Origin of the sequence: Acinetobacter sp. C26M, from assembly GCF_023702675.1 — a bacterium.
In the GTDB taxonomy this organism is placed as follows: domain Bacteria; phylum Pseudomonadota; class Gammaproteobacteria; order Pseudomonadales; family Moraxellaceae; genus Acinetobacter.
The window spans coordinates 796948-818756 of record NZ_CP098478.1 but is presented as its reverse complement, the minus strand read 5'-3'; the positions used below and the strand labels follow the sequence as shown (position 1 = coordinate 818756).

Annotated in this window: 19 protein-coding genes; 2 read left to right on the top strand and 17 right to left on the bottom strand. The window is 42.5% G+C overall.

Annotated elements, in window-relative coordinates:
* Positions 1–25 precede the first annotated feature (25 nt).
* Both NDN11_RS03800 and NDN11_RS03795 read right to left on the bottom strand, forming a co-directional pair.
* Positions 26–1621, bottom strand: a complete 1596-nt coding sequence (locus NDN11_RS03800; protein WP_167247925.1) for a mechanosensitive ion channel — start codon at positions 1619–1621, stop codon at positions 26–28.
* Positions 1622–1850: 229 nt separating this feature from the next.
* Positions 1851–2051, bottom strand: coding sequence for a hypothetical protein (locus NDN11_RS03795; RefSeq protein ID WP_251110811.1), 201 nt, complete (start codon positions 2049–2051; stop codon positions 1851–1853).
* A 204-nt stretch (positions 2052–2255) separates the two neighbouring features.
* On the opposite strand from NDN11_RS03795, the gene NDN11_RS03790 reads away from it, so the two are divergent.
* Positions 2256–2678: a hypothetical protein gene (locus NDN11_RS03790; RefSeq protein ID WP_004804795.1), complete on the top strand. Its 423-nt coding sequence runs from the start codon at positions 2256–2258 to the stop codon at positions 2676–2678.
* A gap of 22 nt (positions 2679–2700) precedes the next feature.
* On the opposite strand, the gene NDN11_RS03785 is transcribed toward NDN11_RS03790, so the two are convergent.
* On the bottom strand, positions 2701–3462 hold the full coding sequence (locus NDN11_RS03785) for a ferredoxin--NADP reductase (protein ID WP_167247923.1): 762 nt from the start codon (positions 3460–3462) through the stop codon (positions 2701–2703).
* Positions 3463–3574: 112 nt separating this feature from the next.
* On the opposite strand from NDN11_RS03785, the gene gigC reads away from it, so the two are divergent.
* The gene (gigC, locus tag NDN11_RS03780) at positions 3575–4459 is read left to right on the top strand and encodes a LysR family transcriptional regulator GigC (protein ID WP_251110810.1); all 885 of its coding nucleotides are present in this window, start codon (positions 3575–3577) and stop codon (positions 4457–4459) included.
* A gap of 49 nt (positions 4460–4508) precedes the next feature.
* Here gigC and NDN11_RS03775 read toward each other — a convergent pair whose 3' ends face one another.
* From NDN11_RS03775 to nuoC, 14 genes are all read right to left on the bottom strand, one after another.
* Entirely contained in the window at positions 4509–6569 is a 2061-nt protein-coding gene (locus NDN11_RS03775; RefSeq protein ID WP_251111484.1) for a TonB-dependent receptor, read from the bottom strand.
* Positions 6570–6925: 356 nt separating this feature from the next.
* Positions 6926–7216 (bottom strand): cold shock domain-containing protein, encoded by a 291-nt coding sequence (locus NDN11_RS03770; RefSeq protein WP_005191262.1) that lies wholly within the window; start codon positions 7214–7216, stop codon positions 6926–6928.
* A gap of 123 nt (positions 7217–7339) precedes the next feature.
* On the bottom strand, positions 7340–7975 hold the full coding sequence (gene upp / locus NDN11_RS03765) for a uracil phosphoribosyltransferase (protein WP_017402053.1): 636 nt from the start codon (positions 7973–7975) through the stop codon (positions 7340–7342).
* Positions 7976–8081: 106 nt separating this feature from the next.
* The gene (gene nuoN, locus NDN11_RS03760; RefSeq protein ID WP_004804782.1) at positions 8082–9578 is read right to left on the bottom strand and encodes an NADH-quinone oxidoreductase subunit NuoN; all 1497 of its coding nucleotides are present in this window, start codon (positions 9576–9578) and stop codon (positions 8082–8084) included.
* A gap of 3 nt (positions 9579–9581) precedes the next feature.
* Positions 9582–11180: an NADH-quinone oxidoreductase subunit M gene (gene nuoM, locus NDN11_RS03755; RefSeq protein WP_251110809.1), complete on the bottom strand. Its 1599-nt coding sequence runs from the start codon at positions 11178–11180 to the stop codon at positions 9582–9584.
* A gap of 1 nt (position 11181) precedes the next feature.
* A complete protein-coding gene (nuoL, locus tag NDN11_RS03750; RefSeq protein ID WP_251110808.1) occupies positions 11182–13077 on the bottom strand; it encodes an NADH-quinone oxidoreductase subunit L in 1896 nt (631 codons plus the stop codon).
* Entirely contained in the window at positions 13074–13382 is a 309-nt protein-coding gene (gene nuoK, locus NDN11_RS03745; protein ID WP_004655436.1) for an NADH-quinone oxidoreductase subunit NuoK, read from the bottom strand. Before nuoK ends, nuoL begins: the two co-directional genes overlap by 4 nt.
* The gene (nuoJ, locus tag NDN11_RS03740; protein ID WP_171061079.1) at positions 13382–13900 is read right to left on the bottom strand and encodes an NADH-quinone oxidoreductase subunit J; all 519 of its coding nucleotides are present in this window, start codon (positions 13898–13900) and stop codon (positions 13382–13384) included. The genes nuoK and nuoJ overlap by 1 nt, the downstream gene beginning before the upstream one ends.
* Complete coding sequence (gene nuoI / locus NDN11_RS03735) at positions 13900–14442, bottom strand: NADH-quinone oxidoreductase subunit NuoI (RefSeq protein ID WP_004655439.1); 543 nt, start codon at positions 14440–14442, stop codon at positions 13900–13902. The genes nuoJ and nuoI overlap by 1 nt, the downstream gene beginning before the upstream one ends.
* A gap of 18 nt (positions 14443–14460) precedes the next feature.
* The gene (gene nuoH, locus NDN11_RS03730) at positions 14461–15477 is read right to left on the bottom strand and encodes an NADH-quinone oxidoreductase subunit NuoH (RefSeq protein WP_004804775.1); all 1017 of its coding nucleotides are present in this window, start codon (positions 15475–15477) and stop codon (positions 14461–14463) included.
* A 3-nt stretch (positions 15478–15480) separates the two neighbouring features.
* A complete protein-coding gene (gene nuoG, locus NDN11_RS03725) occupies positions 15481–18165 on the bottom strand; it encodes an NADH-quinone oxidoreductase subunit NuoG (RefSeq protein ID WP_251110807.1) in 2685 nt (894 codons plus the stop codon).
* Positions 18166–18176: 11 nt separating this feature from the next.
* Entirely contained in the window at positions 18177–19502 is a 1326-nt protein-coding gene (nuoF, locus tag NDN11_RS03720; protein ID WP_167247919.1) for an NADH-quinone oxidoreductase subunit NuoF, read from the bottom strand.
* Positions 19499–20008 (bottom strand): NADH-quinone oxidoreductase subunit NuoE, encoded by a 510-nt coding sequence (gene nuoE, locus NDN11_RS03715; RefSeq protein ID WP_005151248.1) that lies wholly within the window; start codon positions 20006–20008, stop codon positions 19499–19501. Before nuoE ends, nuoF begins: the two co-directional genes overlap by 4 nt.
* Positions 20009–20020: 12 nt before the next feature.
* Entirely contained in the window at positions 20021–21808 is a 1788-nt protein-coding gene (nuoC, locus tag NDN11_RS03710) for an NADH-quinone oxidoreductase subunit C/D (protein WP_004804769.1), read from the bottom strand.
* Position 21809 lies beyond the last annotated feature (1 nt).

The following is a 21809-nucleotide window of genomic DNA, read 5'->3' as shown; positions in this document are numbered from 1 at the left end:
TCAGAAAAATCAAAGATTATTTTTACTATTCATCCGAATAAGGCCGTGTTGGTGGCGTTGGATTCGTCGGAGTATCAGATGACGTTGGTGTCGGGCTCACAGGAACTACTGGCTTAACCTCATCCTTATGCAACGGATTTGGTTTATTGCCTTCAGTTTTTGCTTTATCTAGCAAATCACTAAGTAAACGCTCTGCGGGTTGACGTCCACCTAAACCAAATGCCAAGGCAAAAGCCACAGCGACTGAGCCAAGTGTTAAACCAAAAGCCAAGTTCACAATGGAATCAGCGATACCCATGGCTTTTAGACCCATCGCAATCACTAAGCCCATAATGAGAATACGAACCAGATTGCCTAACCAACGTGAGCTGTTATATTCACCACGTTGTACAATATTGGCGACTACATTAGCCAACCAGAAGCCAATCACTAGAATCACAGCACCAAGTAAGATGCTTGCACCAAACTGGATAAACATTGCGATCAGTACACTGACCTGCTCTAAGCCAAGTCGATTGGCAGCCTCTGAAACCGCAAATAACATGGTAAAGAAAACGATTAAACAACCGATTACGTCAGAAACACGGGTTTGTCCAAGGAAACGTTGTAAATCCAGCTTCATTGGAATTTCATCTACGCCAGCGCCCGAAATCAACTCAGCCACTAAACGTCCCACAAAACGCGATACAATATAAGCCACTATTAGAATCAAGCCAGCAGCAATGATTTGTGGAATTGCATACATGATTTGATTGAGCATTGCGGTTGCTGGTTGAGAAATCGCCTGGATACCCAAGGCTTCAAAGGCCACAATTAAAGTCGTAATAATAATGATGGCAAATACAAATGAACCTAAGAACTTAGCTACATTTGAGTTTTTAAATAAGCCAACTTTTTCAGCTTGTGCCTGTAAGCCCAAACTATTACTTAACCCTTCAACAATACCTCTTACAATTTTCGCTAAAACATAGCCCACGAAAATGATCACACCCGTAATAAACAGGTTAGGTAGATAAGCAATTGCCTCATTCACCATGTTTTGCACAGGAATTAAAAGCCCTGTTAAACCTAGAATTGATAAGACAATAGGCAAGAACAGTAATAGTACTAACCAATAGAAAATCTCACCAATATTGGTGCTGAGAGAACTCACACCAACTTCACCACTCAGCTTCTCGTCGAGTTCAGTTTTAGACAGTACATTGGTCAGCCCTGCACGAACTAAACGCGCGATAATCCAACCAATGAATCCAACAGCGACTGCTGCCAGCAAGTTAGGTATATAAGCCAGCACTCGGCCAACCATATTGCTAAATGGATCGCTAACACCACTGATATTTAGAACATTAAGAGCGCCTACGACAGCAAGAATCATCACAAACCAGAACACCAGTTTGGAGACTAGATTTTCAATATTTGGAGTACGGCCTGTTGCAGAAGACAATTTATGATTGGTATCAAGCTTTTGCAGTAATTTTTTAACACCTGCCGCAATCACTAAAGCAACAATCCACCCTACAAGTAGGATGACAACTGCAGCAAAAATAGGATGAAACTGATCCCAATAATACATTGCATCAAATCCTCCACGATTGGAGGGGTCACTAAAAAAATCATTCATGTTGTTATCCTTATATTGTGTTTTTAAATCTTGATACACATCCACCTAAGAACGTTCTGCAAAGAAGAACATGATTTATGGATGCTTCCACCTTAATTTTTGTCTATTTTCCAATCAATCAATGGCTGCACTAATACAACAAAAAGGTCTCATAATTTTGCAAAAAAGCCCATTGATTCACATCAATGAGCTTTATGATGAATTGGTTTTGGTCTAAAGATATGCTTACTTAAGCATTCAGAATGGCCGACTGCGTATGTGACATGACCACTTGAGCAGTTGGATTGGCTGAATGATCAGCAACCATATATACAAGTAATGCAATCAGGAAGATTCCCACTAAAATCAGAATATAAACGGGTAATCTTCTCTTTTTGGTTATTTCTTCTTTGCTAGCCACATGAGGCTGTGGCTTACTAAAATCATGCATGATAGCAGCCCTCATCCTTTTACTTTTCAAGTTTTATCTTAGCAATACCCAGTGTTGCATTGTGTGAAAAAGCTTCGGACTATCGTTGCACTGGTTGCATAACTCTACTTTTTTTTATTTATTTTTTGTTTAAAATATAGTCGGTTTTAGAATACGATAAAAATAAGCTATAATACGCGACTCATTTCTCAGCCGTTCTGCTTTATGTCCTATAGCCAACAAAGCGTTTCTCTTGAATTAGACACTGATGTTACTCATCAATGTTTTTTACATCACACACGCGATGAACATTTGATTGGAATTATTGAGTTCAATAAGCCGAGCTATATTCTGAAATGGGGCGATTTAGAATACTTTCGTCGTCGTACAGAAGAGTTTTCGGTAATGCCATTGCCTGATTGTATCAATGCCATGATTGTCGATATTCGCAATGTACAACCATTTTTGGATAATGAAGTTCCAATTCTACCTTGGCGGTTACTCGAAGAGGATTGCCCTGTCCGTCTGGTCGTCCCACAAGATCGTCTAGAGCATTATATCGGCTTGTTTGAACCCACTTGGTTAACCACAGATGTCGATACCGCCATTCAAGAAATTCGTGAATTTATGGATATGTTTGTACATTAAGACATATCCATTTATCACTTTTCTACCAATAATTCTCTACGGCAATATTCCCTTCACCACGACGATTCATAATTAAACCACGTTGCTTCAGCGCTTCTTTGGTATCTTCCACCATTTGTGGATTACCACATAGCATCACATGACTACTGTCTCGGTTAAAAGAGAGTCCTGCTGCTTTTTCTAATTCACCATTGCCAATTAAAACAGGCAAACGATCATGCAGGGCTGCATTCGGATCACGAGTAATGATTGGAATGAACTTAAAGCCCGTATGCCCTTCGCCAAATACGGCTGCAATCTCTTGGATACGCTCGACATAAGCCAACTCAGATTCAGTACGTACGCTATACACCAGATTGATCTGCTGATATTTATTCCATGTTTCAAAATCTTGTAACATCGATAAAAACGGCGCAAGTCCCGTCCCTGTTCCCAATAACCATAAATCCTGCGGTAATGGCTGTTGATAACGTGCCAGCGTTAAATAACCATAGGAAATTTTTTCCAGATACAACTCATCACCAACTTTGAGGTGTTGCAGATTCGAAGTAAAAGCACCATCAGGCACAACAATTGAAAAGAATTCTAAAGTTTCATCGAAGGGTGAAGATACAACTGAATAAGCACGAACAACCAGTTCCCCTTCAACCATTAAACCAATACGAGCAAACTGCCCTGCGGTAAATTTAAAGTGTGCTGGACGAGTCATGGTGAAGCTAAAAAGATTATGAGTCCAACGGTGTACAGATAAAACCTTTTCTACGCTAAATTTTTCAATTGACATGATGAGAACGTGGCACGAAACAGTGCGCTCATGTTAGCATGATCAGATAAATCATGAATACTCTTAGGATCTGTTAAATCGATGAGATCCTCAATACGTTAAGGCTTTTAACATGCGCATGACATTACGCCAGTTGGCTGTTTTCGTGGCGGTCGCTCAGGAAGGAACTGTTACCAAAGCGAGTGATGCTGTCCGACTCACACAAAGTGCGGCAAGTATGGCTTTAGCTGATTTAGAAGATGGACTAGGTGCACCGCTGTTTGACCGTTTAGGAAAACGATTACAACTCAATGATTTGGGACGTTTCTTACTCCCGCAAGCTTTGGAAATTTTAGGTCGCTGTGAATCGTTTGAGCAAGCAGCTAAAGGGGAACTCCAAAGTATTGACCTACGCTTAGGTGCAACGCTTACAATTAGTGATTATTTAATGCCAGATTTGATGGCTGACTTTTTACAACGTCATCCACAAGCACATCTGCAACTGCAAGTGGGCAATACCCGCCAAATGATTGAAGCAGTCAATCAATTCCAATTAGATCTAGCCTTGATCGAAGGGTCTTGTCATTTACCTCAACTGCAATGTATCCATTGGCGTGATGATGAGCTAGCCGTATGCTGTGCGCCTGATCATCCCTTAGCACAATTGAATCGCCCGGTGAGTCCAACTGATTTTCTAGATGTGGAGTGGATTCTACGTGAGGAAGGCTCAGGCACTCGTGAAGTGTTTGATAATGCCATTTTGCAAGATTTACCCGATGCCAATATCCGTTTAACACTGGGTCATAATGAAGCGATCTTAAAAATTGTCGCGGGTGGTTTAGGTATGTCTTGTGTTTCTAGACTAGCGATTGAACCGCTACAAGAAAAAGGCCAACTGGTCATCTTGGATACCCCATTCTGGCAATTGACCCGCCCGCTCTATATGTTAGTGCATCGTCAAAAGTATCAAGGGCCTGGACTGAAAGCCTTTTTACAATTTTGCGAACGTCAGGTGTAATTCACTCCAATAAAAAACGCTTCCACTAGGAAGCGTTTTTTATTTTCATTTAGAAATCGAAACTCACACCCAATTTATAGGTACGACCTGCACCAATAATGGCATAGTCATTATTAAATACACCGGCCCAATGTTTTTTGTCCGCAACATTATCAATATTTGCCCTAAATGTTGTATCCACACCACCAATTTTTGCTTTGTACTTAGCACCTAAATCAAAAATAGTGTAATCAGGTAATTCCAAAGTATTTGTGTTATTTAAATACTGTTTACTCACATAGGTCGCACGTGTATTTACACTCAAGCCATCAATTTGTGGAATCTTATAATCTAAGGCCAAACCAGCAGTGAAATCAGGTATGCCATAAATTGTTTTTCCCTCAAGAGCAGGGGTTCCAGACTTAATATACTCAGCATCGATATAAGCCAGATTTCCAAGCAAGCTTAAATCCTCAGTAATATTACCTGAGAATGACCACTCGATCCCACGTGAACGAGTTTCAGCATCATCTTTAACAATTGATGTAGCACTGTCTAAATAAGCTTCTGGTTTTTCAATTTGATACAGCGCTAAAGTATTTAACCAAGAACCCATTTGATGCTTCGCACCAATTTCATATTGCTTAGTCTGGTACGGTGCTAAAGTTTCACCTTTATTTTTCGCAGTTGGATAAGTAATATCAGAAACGGTTACACCTTCAGATAAACCTTCAACATAACTCGCGTAAAAAGAAAGATTTTCAGCAAAAGGCTTAATAACAATACCTATACTTGGTGAAACCTTATCTGCAGAGTAATTAGTTTTTCTGAATAAGTTTTTGGTATCAATATCTTGATAGCGCGCTCCTAAAATTAACTGTAACCGATCATCCAACATTGAAACTTGGTCAGTCAATGTATAACTCACATACTTGTTGTCCCCGTAAGGTACTATTTTAGGATAGCTGGTTGGCATTGCTCCAGTGTTTAATGGATCATATAAATTAGTATCAAAGGCCGACACTGTTGCCGCACCGTGCTGCCAATATTTACGAGTTAAATAATCTGCTCGAATACCAACAGTATGTTTGATATTCCCTGTTTCAAATTTCGCTTCAAGACCAGTGTTTGCCGCAACATTGTGTTCCTGAGTCCCTACTCGATAATATTGCGATTTTGCAGCACCTGTTTCAGCATTTTGTACAATCATTCGCGTACCAAAAAGATGGCCTGAATATTCTTTTTCAGTATATCCAACTCCTGCAAACACTTTTAAATCTGGGCTGAACTTGTATTCACCAGATAGCCCCACATATTGGCTATTCTGCTTTCCTTCAATTTTTGGAAAATAGTTATTATTACCATCAGGAGCTGCAATCACTTGTTTGATTGTTCCCATTGACACCATTGCCGGTGAACCACCTTCACGATCATCTCGCATCGTATATGCATCAAAATTTAACTTTAATTTATCTGTCGTATAGTCAAGTGCAAGTACGCCAGTTGCATTGCTATCATCCATTCCATCAATAAGATGTTCCCCTGTACCATATGAGCCACTCGCTCTGATACCAAATTCATTATTTGTGCCTAAGCGACGGGATACATCAAAACCTGATTTGTAGTATCCCCCATCTTCATAGCTCGCTGAAACTTGAGTCAGATTTTGATTGGCACGTTTAGTCTGAACCATTACAACGCCACCAACACTACCTGCTGGTGCCATCCCAGCAACTAAAGCATTTGGACCTTTTAATAAAGTGACTGACTCAAGAATATCTGTAGGAATACGCCCAGTCGGCGCCATTCCAAACAGGCCATTTAGGTTATAGTCTTCAAATCCAACGCTAAAACCACGAATCTGAACATTTTCATTTAAATGTCCAGCATTGGTTGTTTCACGAATACTTGGATCATTTCTTAATACTTCTGAAACAGTTGCAGCTTGCTGATCTTGAATCAACTTATCCGAATAAGTCGTAACAGAAAACGGGGTATCAATAGTAGATTTATTGCCTAAGCTACCCAAATTTGAATTTTTCTTGAGCTTACCAGCAGCATAACTCTCTTGTTGATCAGCTTTTACCGTAATCGTTGGTAAAACGGTATTGTCTTCAGCAACAGCAAACATAGGTAAAGCAATGAGAGATAAAAATAATATATTCTTTTTCAAGTGATCAAACCCCGATAAAAATTTGACCACAGTATATAAGATAAACCAACAAATGATAATAAAAATCATTAACAAAATAATACCCATTTATTTAATAAATATAAAAATCTCATGATGAGAATTCACATAATTTATTCTTAGCTTAATAACCGATGAAATGCTTTTTGCCTCTCGGACTTACTTCAACAGTTGATTAGCCACAATAAAGCAATGAAGAGGCGATCGTATTTAGATCCTATAGAAAGAAAAAGAGGCTAAAAGCCTCTTCTCTCTTGAAATTTAAAACCAAGTTTAAATCAAGCCATCACAAAAAATTAGCGTCTGAAATTTGATAACAACTCGGTTGTAATCGAATTATTGTGCGTTGCTATTTTAGTTTTTCTGGTTTTCGCTGGATTTGGATCAACAAGCTCTATTTTTGTGGCTTTGTACTTTCCGTCATTTTCAACGACCACAAATTTCACTTTTTCATTTCTTTTCGGTTCGCCACCAGCTGGATACTCGGAAATATGAAAAAACACATCCCCTTCAGAGGTCCCAATAAAGCCAAAACCTTTGTCTGGATTATATTGTTTAATTTTTCCCTGATAGAACTCTTGCTTCATGACATTTATCCTACTTTGCAAATCTGATCATCACAGTATATAAAAATAAAAAAGAGACTTTCAATCTATCCCCAAAACAGCTTCAGGATGAGATCAAGCCTCTTTTTATGAATGTTTCAAAAATCAGTCTTTTTGAACACTACCAAAAATCTTGTCGCCAGCATCACCCAGACCAGGAACAATATAACCTTCTTCATTCAGACCTTGGTCAATCGATGCGGTATAGATCAGCACATCAGGATGTGCAGCTTCTACTTTCGCAACACCTTCTGGCGCAGCAACCAAGACCATGACACGAATATCTTTACAGCCACTTGCTTTCAATACATCAATTGCAGCAATTAAAGAATTACCTGTTGCAAGCATTGGATCAATAATCATGGCTAAGCGATTGGCAACATCAGGAACCAACTTTTTATAGTAGGTGCGCACTTCTAAAGTTGCTTCATCACGCTCTAAACCTAAGACACTCACTTTCGCGCTTGGAATCAGGCTAAGAACGCCCTCAAGCATACCAATACCAGCACGCAAGATCGGAACAATTGTGATTTTCTTCCCTGCGATACGCTGAGTTGAGACTTTCCCTGCCCACCCATCAATTTCATGATCAACAACAGGAAGATCCTTTGTTGCTTCATAAGTCAGTAACATCGTGACTTCTTGCGCTAATTCACGGAAGTTCTTGGTACTAATATCTGAACGACGTAATAAACCAAGTTTATGGCGAATAAGCGGATGACGGATTTCTTGAATCGACACGAATGAGTACCTAGGTAATATTAATCTCACTCCATTATAAAGTGTTTTTTTACTCATCAATAAAAAAGCCTCCAACTTTGGAGGCTTTTTTGTACAAATCCGACGATTACTGTTGTTGAGACAACATAAAGTGCAATGGAGAAAGGATCTCTGCCTTCAATGCCAAGTTAATCATTGGATCTGGATAAACACCCATCACCAATACCAATAACGCAGCAGCAAGGACCATAAGACCACCGACCTTACTTCCCCAATGGGCATCAGCATCAATACGTGGTACATCTGGTGGAGTCATATACATCACTACCATCACACGTAAGTAGTAGTACAAGCCGATGCCACTACCCACCACGATCATTGCAGCCAAGAACCAGTGTTGCGTTGTCACCGCAGCCATCACCACCAAGAACTTACCAATGAAGCCCGCTGTTAATGGAATACCTGCTAAAGACAACATCATCACGGTTAAAGTTGCAGTCAAGATCGGACGGCGCCAGAACAAACCACGGTAGTCTGCAAGGCTTTGTGCTTCATCGACGTTGTTATATGGGCTCGACATTAATGCAACCGCACCAAATGCACCGATTGTGGTCAATACATAGGTAATTACATAAACAGTCACACTACCAAGACTTGCATAAGTCATGCTGATTAAAGCAATCAACAAATAACCGAAGTGTGCAATCGATGAATAACCCAAGATACGTTTCAAGTTGACTTGACGAACTGCAAGTAGGTTACCCACCACGATCGACAATACCGCAATGATGGTAATGACTGTCACTAATGATTCAACCAAGATTGCACCAGAAGTCAGTAAGTAACGTACAAATAAACCAATCGTCGCAACTTTCGCAGCCGTTGCCAAGAAGGTTGCCATAGGTGCTGGTGCACCTGCATATACATCTGGCGTCCATTTATGGAATGGTGCAAGTGAAAGTTTGAATGCAACAGCAAAGATAATTAAACCTAAGCCCAATAACACCATTGGTTGTTTGATTGCAGTAAACAATGCCTGAACAGAGTCATAGAACGACAATGAACCTGTATATGCATAGATATACGCCATACCCATGAGCAACATTGCAGAAGCAGTCGCTGAAAGTACAAGGTATTTAATCCCCGCTTCCAAAGACTGACTACGTTGATAGGTATATGCCAACATGCCGTATACAGGAATCGACATCAACTCTAGGCTGATGAAGAATGCTGCATAGTGTGAGCTTGAAACCAACAACATTGCACCTGTCACTGAACACAGTAACAAGATATACAACTCTTCGCGGTTGTCCTTATAGGTCTCAATATAAGCATGAGATAAAGTACAGCACGCTAAAGCGGCAATTAGAATCAGGAATTGATAGAGCATGGTAAATGGATCAACCATGAACATGCCCATCACGTTTACTGGTGCAAAGTGCCCACTAAACATGGTGTATCCAATATAAATTGCAGCAAGGTTTAAACCCACAACCGAAGTTGTTGCAATCAGATTGTGATTACGCTTAATCGCAGTTAATAACATCACGACGATTGCGGTCAAAGCCACAATCATCACAGGAGCAAGTGGCATTAGCTCAGAAAAAGAAATTGTGAAGTTCATGATTTATTGCATCTCCACATGTTCAAGTTGAGTTGCAGCCTGTTGAACAGTTTCGACAACTTCTTGTACTGGCATATAACTATTTACTAACCATTGCATGCTTGAATGAGACATATCCAAGAATGTTTGCGGGTAAATACCTAACCAAACCAAACCGATCGCACAGATCATCAAAATAGTGACTTCACGTGCAGATAGATCTTTAAGCGGACTGGTATAGTGCTGTTTTTGCTCTGAGTTTGGTTCACCAAATAATGCTTTGTGAATCAGAATCAGACCATAAAGACCGGCAAATACCAAGCTCACTGCTGCAATGATGGTGAACGCTGGATAAGCTTTGAATGAACCCATCAAGATCAGGAATTCACCAATAAAGTTACCTAGACCTGGTACACCAACCAATGCTGCAACAAAGAACATCAAGAAGAATGGCAAGTATTGCAGCTGACCACGAAGACCACCCATCAAGCGTAAATCACGTGTGTGTAAACGCTCATACACTTGACCCGACATAATGAACAATGCAGCAGATGACAAGCCATGTGCCAACATCATGATCATGAGGCCTTGGAAGGTCAGGATATTACCTGCATAAATTGCAAGTAAGATGAAACCCATGTGTGAAATAGACGTGTACGCAAGTAAGCGTTTCATATCTGTTTGTTGGTACGCTAAGAATGCACCGTAGAAAATACCAATCAGACCCAAAATAATAGCGATATCAGCAAATTGTGCTGATGCAGCCGGGAAGAATGGAATTACGAAACGAAGCAAACCGTACGCAGCTGTTTTAATCAAGATACCCGCTAAATCCACAGAACCCGCTGTTGGTGCTTGAGCATGTGCATCAGGTAACCAACCGTGTAATGGGAATACTGGTAACTTCACCGCAAAACCAATGAAGAAACACAGCATGAATGCATAAGCAACTTCAGGTGGTAAGTGGTTCGCAACAGCCAATAGATAGTTGTAATCGAAACCGATCATACCTGTCATCATGTATCCATAGACCACAAGGCCTAAGATACCGATCAACATGATCAAACCAGCAATTTGAGTATATAAGAAGAATTTAGTTGCAGCATAAACACGCGAACGACCATTCGACCCTGAGTGTCCCCATAACGCAATCAAGAAGTAGATTGGTACGAGCATCATCTCCCAGAAGAAGAAGAACAAAAATAAGTCAATCGCCAAGAATACACCGATGACCCCACCTAAACTCCAAAGTAAGTTTAAATGGAAGAAACCAACGTTCTTTTGAATCTCACCCCATGAACAGCCAACTGCAAGTACACCCAGTAATGCAGTCAACAACACCATAAGTAGAGATAAACCATCCACCGCTAAGTGAATGCTAATGCCTAAAGTCTGAATCCATGGAAGATGGAATTCAGCCGCCCAAGTCGGGACTTTACCGCCCAACTCGTAGCTAAATGTACCACTTTGCCACAGTGCAATGCCTAAACCGAAGGTAATCAACATACCAATCAAGGCAATCCAGCGCGGCAAATGTTGGTCGTATTTATCGACTAACCAACAAATAAAACCAGCAATGAAAGGAACTAAAATCAGTGCGGGTAAAATTAAATTGTTTTCCATTTTATTTCCCCACAACCTGAATCACGATCAAGATCATCAATAACACCACTACACCGAGTGACATGCTTGAAGCGTATTCACGTAATGAACCTGTTTGACGCGAACTTGTAAAGCTATTACCACCCTTCACAATTGCAGGGAGTACTAACCATAAACCGTCAACTGGATCACGACCTAAAATTTTCGCAATCAATAAATAAGGTTTTACAAATACGATGTCATACAAAGCATCGAAACCAAATGCTGTACGGCAAATGTGCGCTAAACCTGAACCCAAAGATGTTTGAGCAAAAGCTTTTACTGCACCGTATGCAAAAGCAAACAAGAAGATACCCACAGCTAAACCAGCAAGGGCAACACCACTTGCTAAATGTTCAGCATGTGCAACAGCTGCTTCTAAGCTCTCAGGAACAACAAAACTTGGAATGCTTGCCGCAGTCAATAATTTTGCAACTGGCGCTTGCAGGAAGTAGCCGATACCTGTTGATAACGTAGCAAGAATCGCAAGTGGACCCCAGTAAGTGACGCCATGAATCGCATGTGCATGGGTTTTTTCTTCGCCAAAGAATACCACCCAAATTAAACGGAAAGTATAGATAGACGTTAAGAATGCACCCGCAACACCCACCCAATACAACGTATTGTAAAGCGGAAGATTTGCAATTGTAGACTGTGCATAGACTGCACCCAAGATCGCATCTTTAGAGAAAAAGCCAACGGTCACGATTGGAAGTGCTGCCAATGCGCCACCACCGATTACAAAACACCAGAATACGAATGGAATCTTGTGACGTAATCCACCCATTTTGAAAATGTTTTGTTCGTGATGACATGCAAGAATCACTGCACCTGACGAAAGGAACAATAACGCTTTGAAGAATGCGTGAGCCAACATGTGGAATAAACCAGCTTGGTATGCTTCAGCACCCACTGCCATAAACATATAACCGAGCTGACTCATGGTTGAGTAAGCCAAGATACGTTTGATATCGGTTTGCACCAATGCGGCAAAGCCAGCAACCAGCAAAGTCACAGCACCTGTAATCGAGATGAACTGCATTACTTCTGGTGCCATTTCCATCACAGAGAACATACGGCAGCATAAGTACACACCCGCTGTAACCATTGTTGCAGCGTGGATCAATGCAGATACTGGCGTAGGACCAGCCATCGCATCAGCTAACCAAGTTTGTAATGGAATTTGCGCTGATTTACCCGCTGCACCCAAGAACAACATCAATGCTGTCCAGATCGACAATGATGAGCTTTGTGTCATAACCGTCGCTGCATTTTCAACAATGTACTGAATATTCAAAGTACCAAATTGTTGATAAAGCAAGAACAATGCGATGAGTAAGAATACGTCACCCACACGTGTTACTGTGAATGCTTTGATTGCCGCCCAACCATTTGCAGGGTTTGAGTAGTAGAAACCAATCAATAAGTAAGAGCACAGACCTACGCCTTCCCAACCTAAGAACAATAACGCCAAGTTATCGCCCAATACCAACAACAACATGCTGGCAACGAATAGGTTGAAATAAGAGAAGAAACGCGCATAACCTTCTTCACCACGCATATACCATGATGCGAAGATGTGAATCAGGAAGCCAACACCTGTGACCATACCTGTCATCAATAATGACAAGCCATCTAAATGTAAGCTGATACCTGGCTCAAAACCGCCAACACTGAACCAAGTCCATAAGTGTTGAACAAAAACGGCTTGACCACTGCTGGTAAATGCAAGACCGGCAATTAAAGCAAATAACGCAGATAAACCCACTGAACCGACGCCAATAATGGCAGCTACATTTTCAGAAAGTTTGTCACGCCCTGCCGCTAAAAGGATAAAACCAATGAGCGGAAATAAAACGGTTAAATATAATGTACTCATCCGCGCATCTCACTAGCAGCATCCACATCCAAGTGATGGAAGCGATGATAAAACTGAAGGACGATCGCAAGACCAATACATGCCTCTGCTGCAGCAAGCGTCAGGATCAAAATGAACATGATCTGTCCATCTGGCTGAGCCCAAACACTACCTGCCAAGACGAATGCCAACGCAGCAGCATTCATCATCACCTCAAGGCTCATTAGCATAAATAAAAGGTTGCGTCGCACCATTACACCGTAAAAACCCAGTGCAAAAAGGATGGTTGCAACGATCAAACCATGTTCTAAAGGGATGTGTCCCATTATTCTTTATCCTCTTCTGCACCTGGTTCACGTTTGCCTAAGTGGAATGCTGCAACAAGTGCTGCAAGCAATAACATCGCGGCAACTTCTACCAATAATAGATAGTGAGTAAATAGTGCTTGACCAACGGCTTTAGGACCAACAACTTCTGTCCCCATTGGCGCAGAAATCGTGGTGTATTCACCACCGAGCATCCACACCAAGATTAAGCCCAATAAAAAGCTCATAAGTGCAGGAAAAGCCCAAGCATCTGAAGTCAACCATTTGCTTTCTTGTTCAATGGTATCTTGTCCAAGGTTCAACATCATGACAACGAAGACGAACAAGACCATGATCGCACCCGCATAAACGATGATCTCAAGGGCAGCCGCAAACGGCGCACCCACGATCATGAAAATGCCAGCAACCGCAAGAAGAGAAACGATCAAGCTAAGTAATGCATGCACAGGATTGGTGTTGGTCACAACACGTACTGTCGAAACAATGGCCACAAGTGCCATCAAATAAAATGGCCACATCATGGTAATAAGCTCCGTACATCTACTGGTGCACTTTCTTTTTGTGCTTGACCTTTTTCTTTACCGCTCACAGCCATACCTGTTACGCGATAGAAGTTGTAGTCAGGATATTTACCAGGTCCAGAAATGAGTAAGTTTTCTTTCTCATATACCAAGTCTTGACGTACATATTCACCAAGTTCGAAATCTGGTGTCATCTGAATCGCTGTCGTTGGACATGCTTCTTCACACATACCGCAGAAAATGCAGCGTGAGAAGTTAATACGGAAAAATTCTGGATACCAACGCCCATCTTCTTTTTCCGCTTTTTGCAATGAAATACAGCCCACTGGACATGCAACCGCACAAAGGTTACATGCCACACAACGCTCTTCACCATCTGGATCACGCGTTAATACGATACGACCGCGATAGCGTGGAGGCGCAATTTGTTCACCTGGTACTTCTGGATATAAGATCGTGTCACGTTTACGTGTTACATGGCTGAACACCATCCATAACGAACGTACAATCGATCCAAAGCCAGCTAGAATTTTATACATTTTGTACTCCCTGCTGTCCTAGGCCTGATTCATCAGAATCACAGCACCAGTCACTAACAAGTTGACCAACGCCAATGGCAAACAAACTTTCCAACCAAAGTTCATCACTTGGTCATAACGTGGACGCATTAACGAGCCACGCGCCAAGACAAACATCATTACAAAGAATGCTGTTTTAATCACGAACCAGAATAATGGTGGAACAAATGGAATTTCTAAGTTAAATGGTGCAAGCCATCCGCCGAAGAATAAAGTCACGATCAAAGCAGAGATCAAAACAACGTTGACGTATTCCGCAACGAAGAACATCCCCCACTTCATACCACCATATTCAACATGGTAACCTTCAGCCAATTCTTGTTCAGCTTCTGGTTGGTCGAATGGGTGACGGTGAGTTACCGCAACACCCGCAACCACAAAGATCAAGAAACCTAAGAACTGAGGAATGATGAACCACATATCACGTTGTGCTTCAACAATCTCACGAAGGTTGAATGAACCTGCAATCGCAACCACACCCATCAACGAGATACCCAAGAACACTTCATAAGAAATGGTTTGAGCAGCAGAACGAAGACCACCGAGTAATGAGTATTTGTTGTTAGATGCCCAACCACCAAATAACACTGCATAAACTGCAATACCTGCCATTGCCATAAAGAACAATAGGCCGATACTCATATCCGCAACGCCCAGTGTAGGACTTACAGGAATCACCATAAACGAAAGTACCGCAGTTGCCATCGCAACTGCTGGTGCTAAACGGAAAGTCAGCTTATCAGCAAACTTTGGTGTCCAGTCTTCTTTGAACATGATCTTGAGCATGTCGGCAACGATCTGGAACATACCACCCGGACCAACACGGTTTGGACCATAACGGTCTTGCCATAATGCCAAGAGACGACGCTCAATAAATGACATCAAAGCAGCAACTAAAACCACCACCAGCAAGATCACAATCGCCTGAATCACTGAATAAGCGATTGGCCAGTTCTCAGCCCAAAGTGGCGTTTGACGTATAATTTCTTGATTCATGAATTACACTCCTACCGCCACAGAAACAGGCTCTGCCAATGAAACAGTTGGTGCTAAACCAATTGGGTAACCAATATAACCTGTTGGTAAATATTCGATCACTTGTACTGGCAAGCTAATACTCGTTTCACCCGCTTTCACTGTAATACGTTGACCGTCTTGAACATTTAAGCGTGTCGCATCTTGCTCACCCACTGCAAACATTGCTTCAGGAATACGAGATTCCATCGCAGGTGTTTTAATGGTGAATTCGCCAGAACCAAAAATATGGTGCATTGGCACAAGGCGGAAGCTTTCAGGATTCACAACAACAGCTGAAGGTGCAACATAGCTACGCGCAGGACGTTTTGCTAAACGATCGAATAAACGTACACCCGAATCACCACCTTTTAAGTGACCACCCACTTCATCTTGGTATTTGTTCCAAGCTTGTGGTGAGTTCCACCCCGCAGACCATGCGAAAGGTACCAATGAAGATGCTGTCTGATTCCCCACATAACCTTCCATAGAGAATGTTAATGCAGAGTCGATATCCGTCGGTTGCTTAGGTTCGTGAATCGATAACGGCGCACGCATTGCAGTACGACCTGAGTAACGACGTGGTTCACGTGCAATTTTCAAACCGTGGATACGATAGCCAGCATCTGGCGCAACGTCTTCAATTGCAGCAAGCACAGGAACATTTTTCACGATGTCATCAATCACATCATCAAGCAATGTCCAATCCACTGCTTTGCCTTTGAGACCAGTCTCAATGGCATGTAACCAACGCCATGATTCTTTGATCGCATATTCAGGTTTGTAGTAGCTTGGGTCATACACTTGATAGAAACGTTGTGCACGGCCTTCTTGGCTCACGACAGTACCGTCACCTTCAGCGAAACTTGCTGCTGAAAGTACAATATCCGCAAGTTTCAAGGTTTCAGTTTCGCTATGATCGAGTACGATCACAGTCTCAGCCTTGTCAAATGCAGCTTTCACTTGAGCAACTGGTAAACGACGAGTTAAGTCATTTTCAATCACAACCACTGCATCATAATCTTGTGCAAAGGCTTGTTCTAAGCTTAAGCCACCAAACAGCGCCAAGCCCATTGAGTTCACTTCAGGAACAGTCAATGATAAGCCCGCATGTTCACCTAAGTTTTGTGCAACTTGAGCTGCAGCTTCCATGATTGCAGAATCTTGTAAGCTCGTACCAGAGATAATCAATGGCTTTTTCGCCGCTTTCAAAGTATCTGCAATGGTTTGCGCAAATGCTTTTGCATCATCCGCTAAACCAGAAAGCGCTTCACCTTTAACAGCAGCAGCAACTGCGAAACCTAAACGTGCGATGTCATTTGGAGATGCGACCACTTCACCTGTCGCAACATCCGCTAAACGCGTTTGTGTTGCAGCAAGGATATAGATTGGTGATTTTGCATCTTGACCGATACGTTGTACAGGTTCAGCCAGCCAGTCTGGTGTACGTGTTGCAGCAGCCATTTCTTTAGCTTTATTTTTCGCAGCTTGGCGAACCGATAAAGCCATACGTGGCGCAGTTTGAGTCAAGTCTTCACCCAAGATCAACACCGCATCATAGCTTTCAATTTCACGCATGTTCGGGTTGTAAATACCCTGTGTTTGCATGATTGATGCAGCTAACTCAACCAAGTTTTGGTCTTTCTGAGACATACCTGTTGAGTAGTTGTCTTGTCCAACCAATTCACGAAGTGCGTAGTTAGATTCCAAGCTCGCGCGTGGAGAACCAATCCCTAATACCTTCTTGCCTTGAAGCTGAGCAATCACTTGATCAAGTGCCTGATCAACACTCACAGTTGCAACAGTTTCACCATTACGGAACTGCGGTTGACGTGGACGATCTTCACGATTCACATAACCTGTACCGAAACGACCTTTATCGCAAAGGAAGTATTGATTCACTGAACCATTGAAACGGTTTTCAACACGACGGATTTCGCCATAACGCTCACCCGGAGAGATGTTACAACCTGAAGAGCAACCGAAACATACGCTTGGCGCATATTGCATGTCCCATTTACGGTTATAACGTGCTGAATGCGTCTTATCCGTGAATACACCTGTTGGACAAACTTCAGTCAAGTTACCTGAGAATTCAGACTCTAAAGTGCCTGACTCTGGACGACCGAAGTAAACACGTGATGCATTGGCATAGACACCAAAGTCAGTGCCGCCAGCATAATCTTTGTAATAACGCACACAACGATAGCACGCGATACAACGGTTCATCTCATGCGCAATAAACGAACCCAACTCTTGGTTGTGGTGAGTACGTTTAGTAAAGCGATAGCGACGACGATCGTGCTGAGTCATCACAGTCATATCTTGTAAATGACAGTGACCACCTTCTTCACAGACTGGACAGTCGTGTGGGTGATTCGTCATCAAGAATTCAACAATCGATGCACGGAAATCCGTTGCTTCTTTGTCTTCAATCGAGATAAAAGTATTGTCGGCAGCTGGTGTCATACATGACATGACCAAACGCCCACGTGTATCCTCAGGATTCGCATACTGAGTCACCGCACATTGACGACAAGAACCAACTGAACCTAAGGATGGGTGCCAACAAAAATACGGGATGTCGATGCCAAGGCTAAGACATGCTTGTAGCAAGTTTTCTGAGCCGTTGACTTCATACGATTTTCCATCGACATGAATTGTAGCCATAGTCGAATTCCTTAAGCTTGTTCTACGTCTAGAGCAGGAGCATGGGTTTTAACCTTTGCTTCAAACTCGTTACGGAAATATTTAAGTGCGCCCATAAGCGGCTCCATCGCACCTGGTGCGTGAGCACAGAAAGTTTTACCAATCCACAATTTACGAGTAAGCTCTTGTAAATGATCGATATCTTCTTTCTTACCTTCGCCTGCTTCCAGTGCTTTAAGCGCTTTAACTGCCCAAGGTAAACCATCACGGCATGGTGTACAGAAACCACATGATTCACGTGCAAAGAATTCTTCTAAATTACGTGTAGCAGAAACCATACATTGAGTTTCATCCACAACCATCAACAAACAGGTTCCTAAACGTGAACCCGCTTTCATGATTGTTTCAGAATCCATTGGCAAATCAATGTGCTCAGCTGCTAAAAAGTCAGTCGAAGCACCACCTGGCAACCATGCTTTCAAAGTGAGACCATCACGCATACCACCAGCATGTTCTTCAATCACTTCACGCGCTGTTGTACCGAATGGAAGTTCCCAAAGACCAGGGAATTTGACTTTGCCTGATGCGCCATAGATCTTGGTACCCGGATCTTTCGACTTACCAGCAGAAAGATTGATGTACCACTCTGGGCCACGCAACATGATCGCTGGCAAGTTATTGTAGGTTTCAACGTTGTTCACAATCGTTGGACGACCCCATGCCCCTGCAACTTGCGGGAATGGTGGCTTAGTACGCGGATTGGCACGACGACCTTCAAGCGAGTTAATCAATGCAGTTTCTTCACCACAAATATAACGACCTGCACCTGTGTGCACGTGCAACTCAAAGTTCCAACCTGTTCCAAGGATATTGTCACCCAAGTAACCTTTGGCACGGACTTGCTCTAATGCTTCATTTAAGTATTGAGCCGCTTCGATATATTCGCCACGGATGAAGATATAACCCTGAGTCGCTTCAAGGGTATAACCTGCAATCAGCATCCCTTCGATCAATTGATGTGGAAGTTTTTCCATCAACAAACGGTCTTTAAAGGTACCTGGTTCCATTTCATCGGCATTACAGATCAAATAGCGTGGACCACCATCATTTGGTGCCATCAATGACCACTTGATCCCTGCTGGGAAGCCTGCACCACCACGACCTTTAACCGTCGCAGCTTTAATCACTTCAAGCACATCTTTTGGCGGCATACCGAGTGCTTTTTTAAAGCCAGCATAACCTTCAAGCGCTTCGTAATCATCAGCAGCACGGACGTGCTCTTGCTTGCTCAAACGCCAAGTTAATGGATGCGTTTCTGGGTTACCGTCGCCATAAATTGGTTTTGGTTCAGTATTCATACATACTTCTCCAATAACTGTTTGACTGATGACACTTCCACTAAACCGTGAGTATCTTCATCAATCATTAAAGTTGGACCTTTATCACAGTTGCCTAAGCAGCAAATTGGGAGCAAGGTAAAACGACCATCTGCTGTGGTTTGTCCGTACTGGATACCCAACTCACGCTGAAATGCTTCAGCTAAAGTTTCTGAACCCATCAAGAAGCACGCAATTGAGTCACATAATAAAATCACGTGACGACCCACAGGTTGGCGATAGATTCGGTTATAGAACGTCGCTACGCCTTCTAAATCCGCCACACTTATCGTCAGCAATTGTGCAATTGCATTCATTTGCGCATCATCTACCCAACCATTGCGGCCTTGTACACACTTCAACGCATCAAGCGATGCTGCACGTGGGTACGGATAGTGACCAATGTGATGTTCAATTTCATGGATTTCTTCAGCAGTCAAAATCCCTTCAACATTCACACGAGGTTTTTTATCAGTCAAAATCATCATAATCGTTTACCCCTAGCGATCCACGTCAGCCATAACCACGTCAATGGTCGCCAAATAAATGATCAAGTCAGAAACCAAACTGCCGTTAATCACTGAAGGCATTTGCTGTAAGTGAGTGAATGTCGGTGTACGAATACGGGTACGGTAACTCATGGTTGACTTGTCTGAAGTCAAATAATAAGTACTCGCGCCTTTCACCACTTCCGTCATAAATGATGACTCACCAGCAGGCATTACTGGACCCCAAGATACGCTCAAGAAGTGCGTAATCAAGGTTTCAATATCTTGTAATGTCTTATCTTTCGGTGGTGGAACAGCCAATGGATGATCCGCTTTATATGGACCAGATGGCATGTTGTCCAAGCACTGTTGAATGATTTTCAACGACTCCGTGATTTCACGGAAGTGAACCAAGACACGTGCATATGCGTCGCCTTCGTATTCCACAGGAATATCAAAGTCAAAGTTTTCATAACCACTGTATGGACGATATTTACGAACATCAAAATCAATACCCGTCGCACGTAAACCAGTACCCGTTACACCCCAAGCCAACGCAGATTTAGCATCGTATTGCGCAACATTGCGGGTACGACCAATAAATACTGAGTTTTTAAGTGCAGCAGTGTAGTACTCGTTCAAACGTTTCGGCATCCACTCTAGCAACTCTTTAACAAGTTTTTGCCAGTTATTTGGAAGGTCATGTGCCGTACCACCGATACGGAACCATGCTGGGTGCATACGGTAACCCGTAATCGCCTCAACGATGTCATAGACTTTTTGACGGTCTGCGAACATATAGAATACAGGGGTCATACCACCCGCATCCTGAATCGCTGTACCACAGAACAACAAGTGGTTATTGATACGGAATAATTCGTTCAACATCACACGAATGACTTGCGCACGCTCAGGTACTTTAATACCAGCAAGCTGCTCAACAGCCATCACATATGGCATGTTTTGCGCACAACCACCGAGGTAGTCAACACGATCCGTATAAGGGATGAATGAATGCCATGTTTGACGTTCAGCCATCTTTTCCACACCACGGTGGTGATAACCGATATCAGGTACACAGTCTTTCACTTCTTCACCGTCCAACTGTAACACCACACGGAAAGCACCGTGCGCAGATGGATGGTTAGGACCCAAGTTCAGGAACATGAAGTCTTCGTCGTCATTACCGCGTTTTAGACCCCAGTCTTCTGGTACAAAGCGTAAGTGTTCTTGTTCGAAATCTTGCTTTGCTTGGTCTTGCATATACGGGGTATATTCTGTCGCACGCGCTGAATATTCTTTACGTAATGGGTGACCTTCCCAATAGGTTGGCAACAAGATACGACGGAGCATTGGATGCCCTGCGAAATCGATACCAAACATATCGTAAGCTTCACGCTCGTACCAGTTGGCATTTGGCCAAATGTTGGTTGCAGTTGGAATGCTTAAATCATTTTCATTCAACGCAACTTTAATACGAATATCACTATTACGCTCAAGCGATAACAAGTGATAGAACACAGTGAAGTCAGATGCTGGCAAACCATCACGGTGAACACGTAAACGCTCATCTACCGCTGACAAGTCAAACAACATCACATAAGGACGTTCCACTTTACGGAGGAACATGAGGACTTCTTGCACGCGTGCGCGCTCAACCCAGACTGTTGGAAACTCTTCAAAAGTCGTCTGCACGTAGAAGTTCTCACCAAATTTGGTTTTGAGCTCTTCTACAATTGCAAATGCAGGGCGGGAATCAACTGGTGTTGATTCTGGCATAGCAATGTCAGTTTCAGCCATT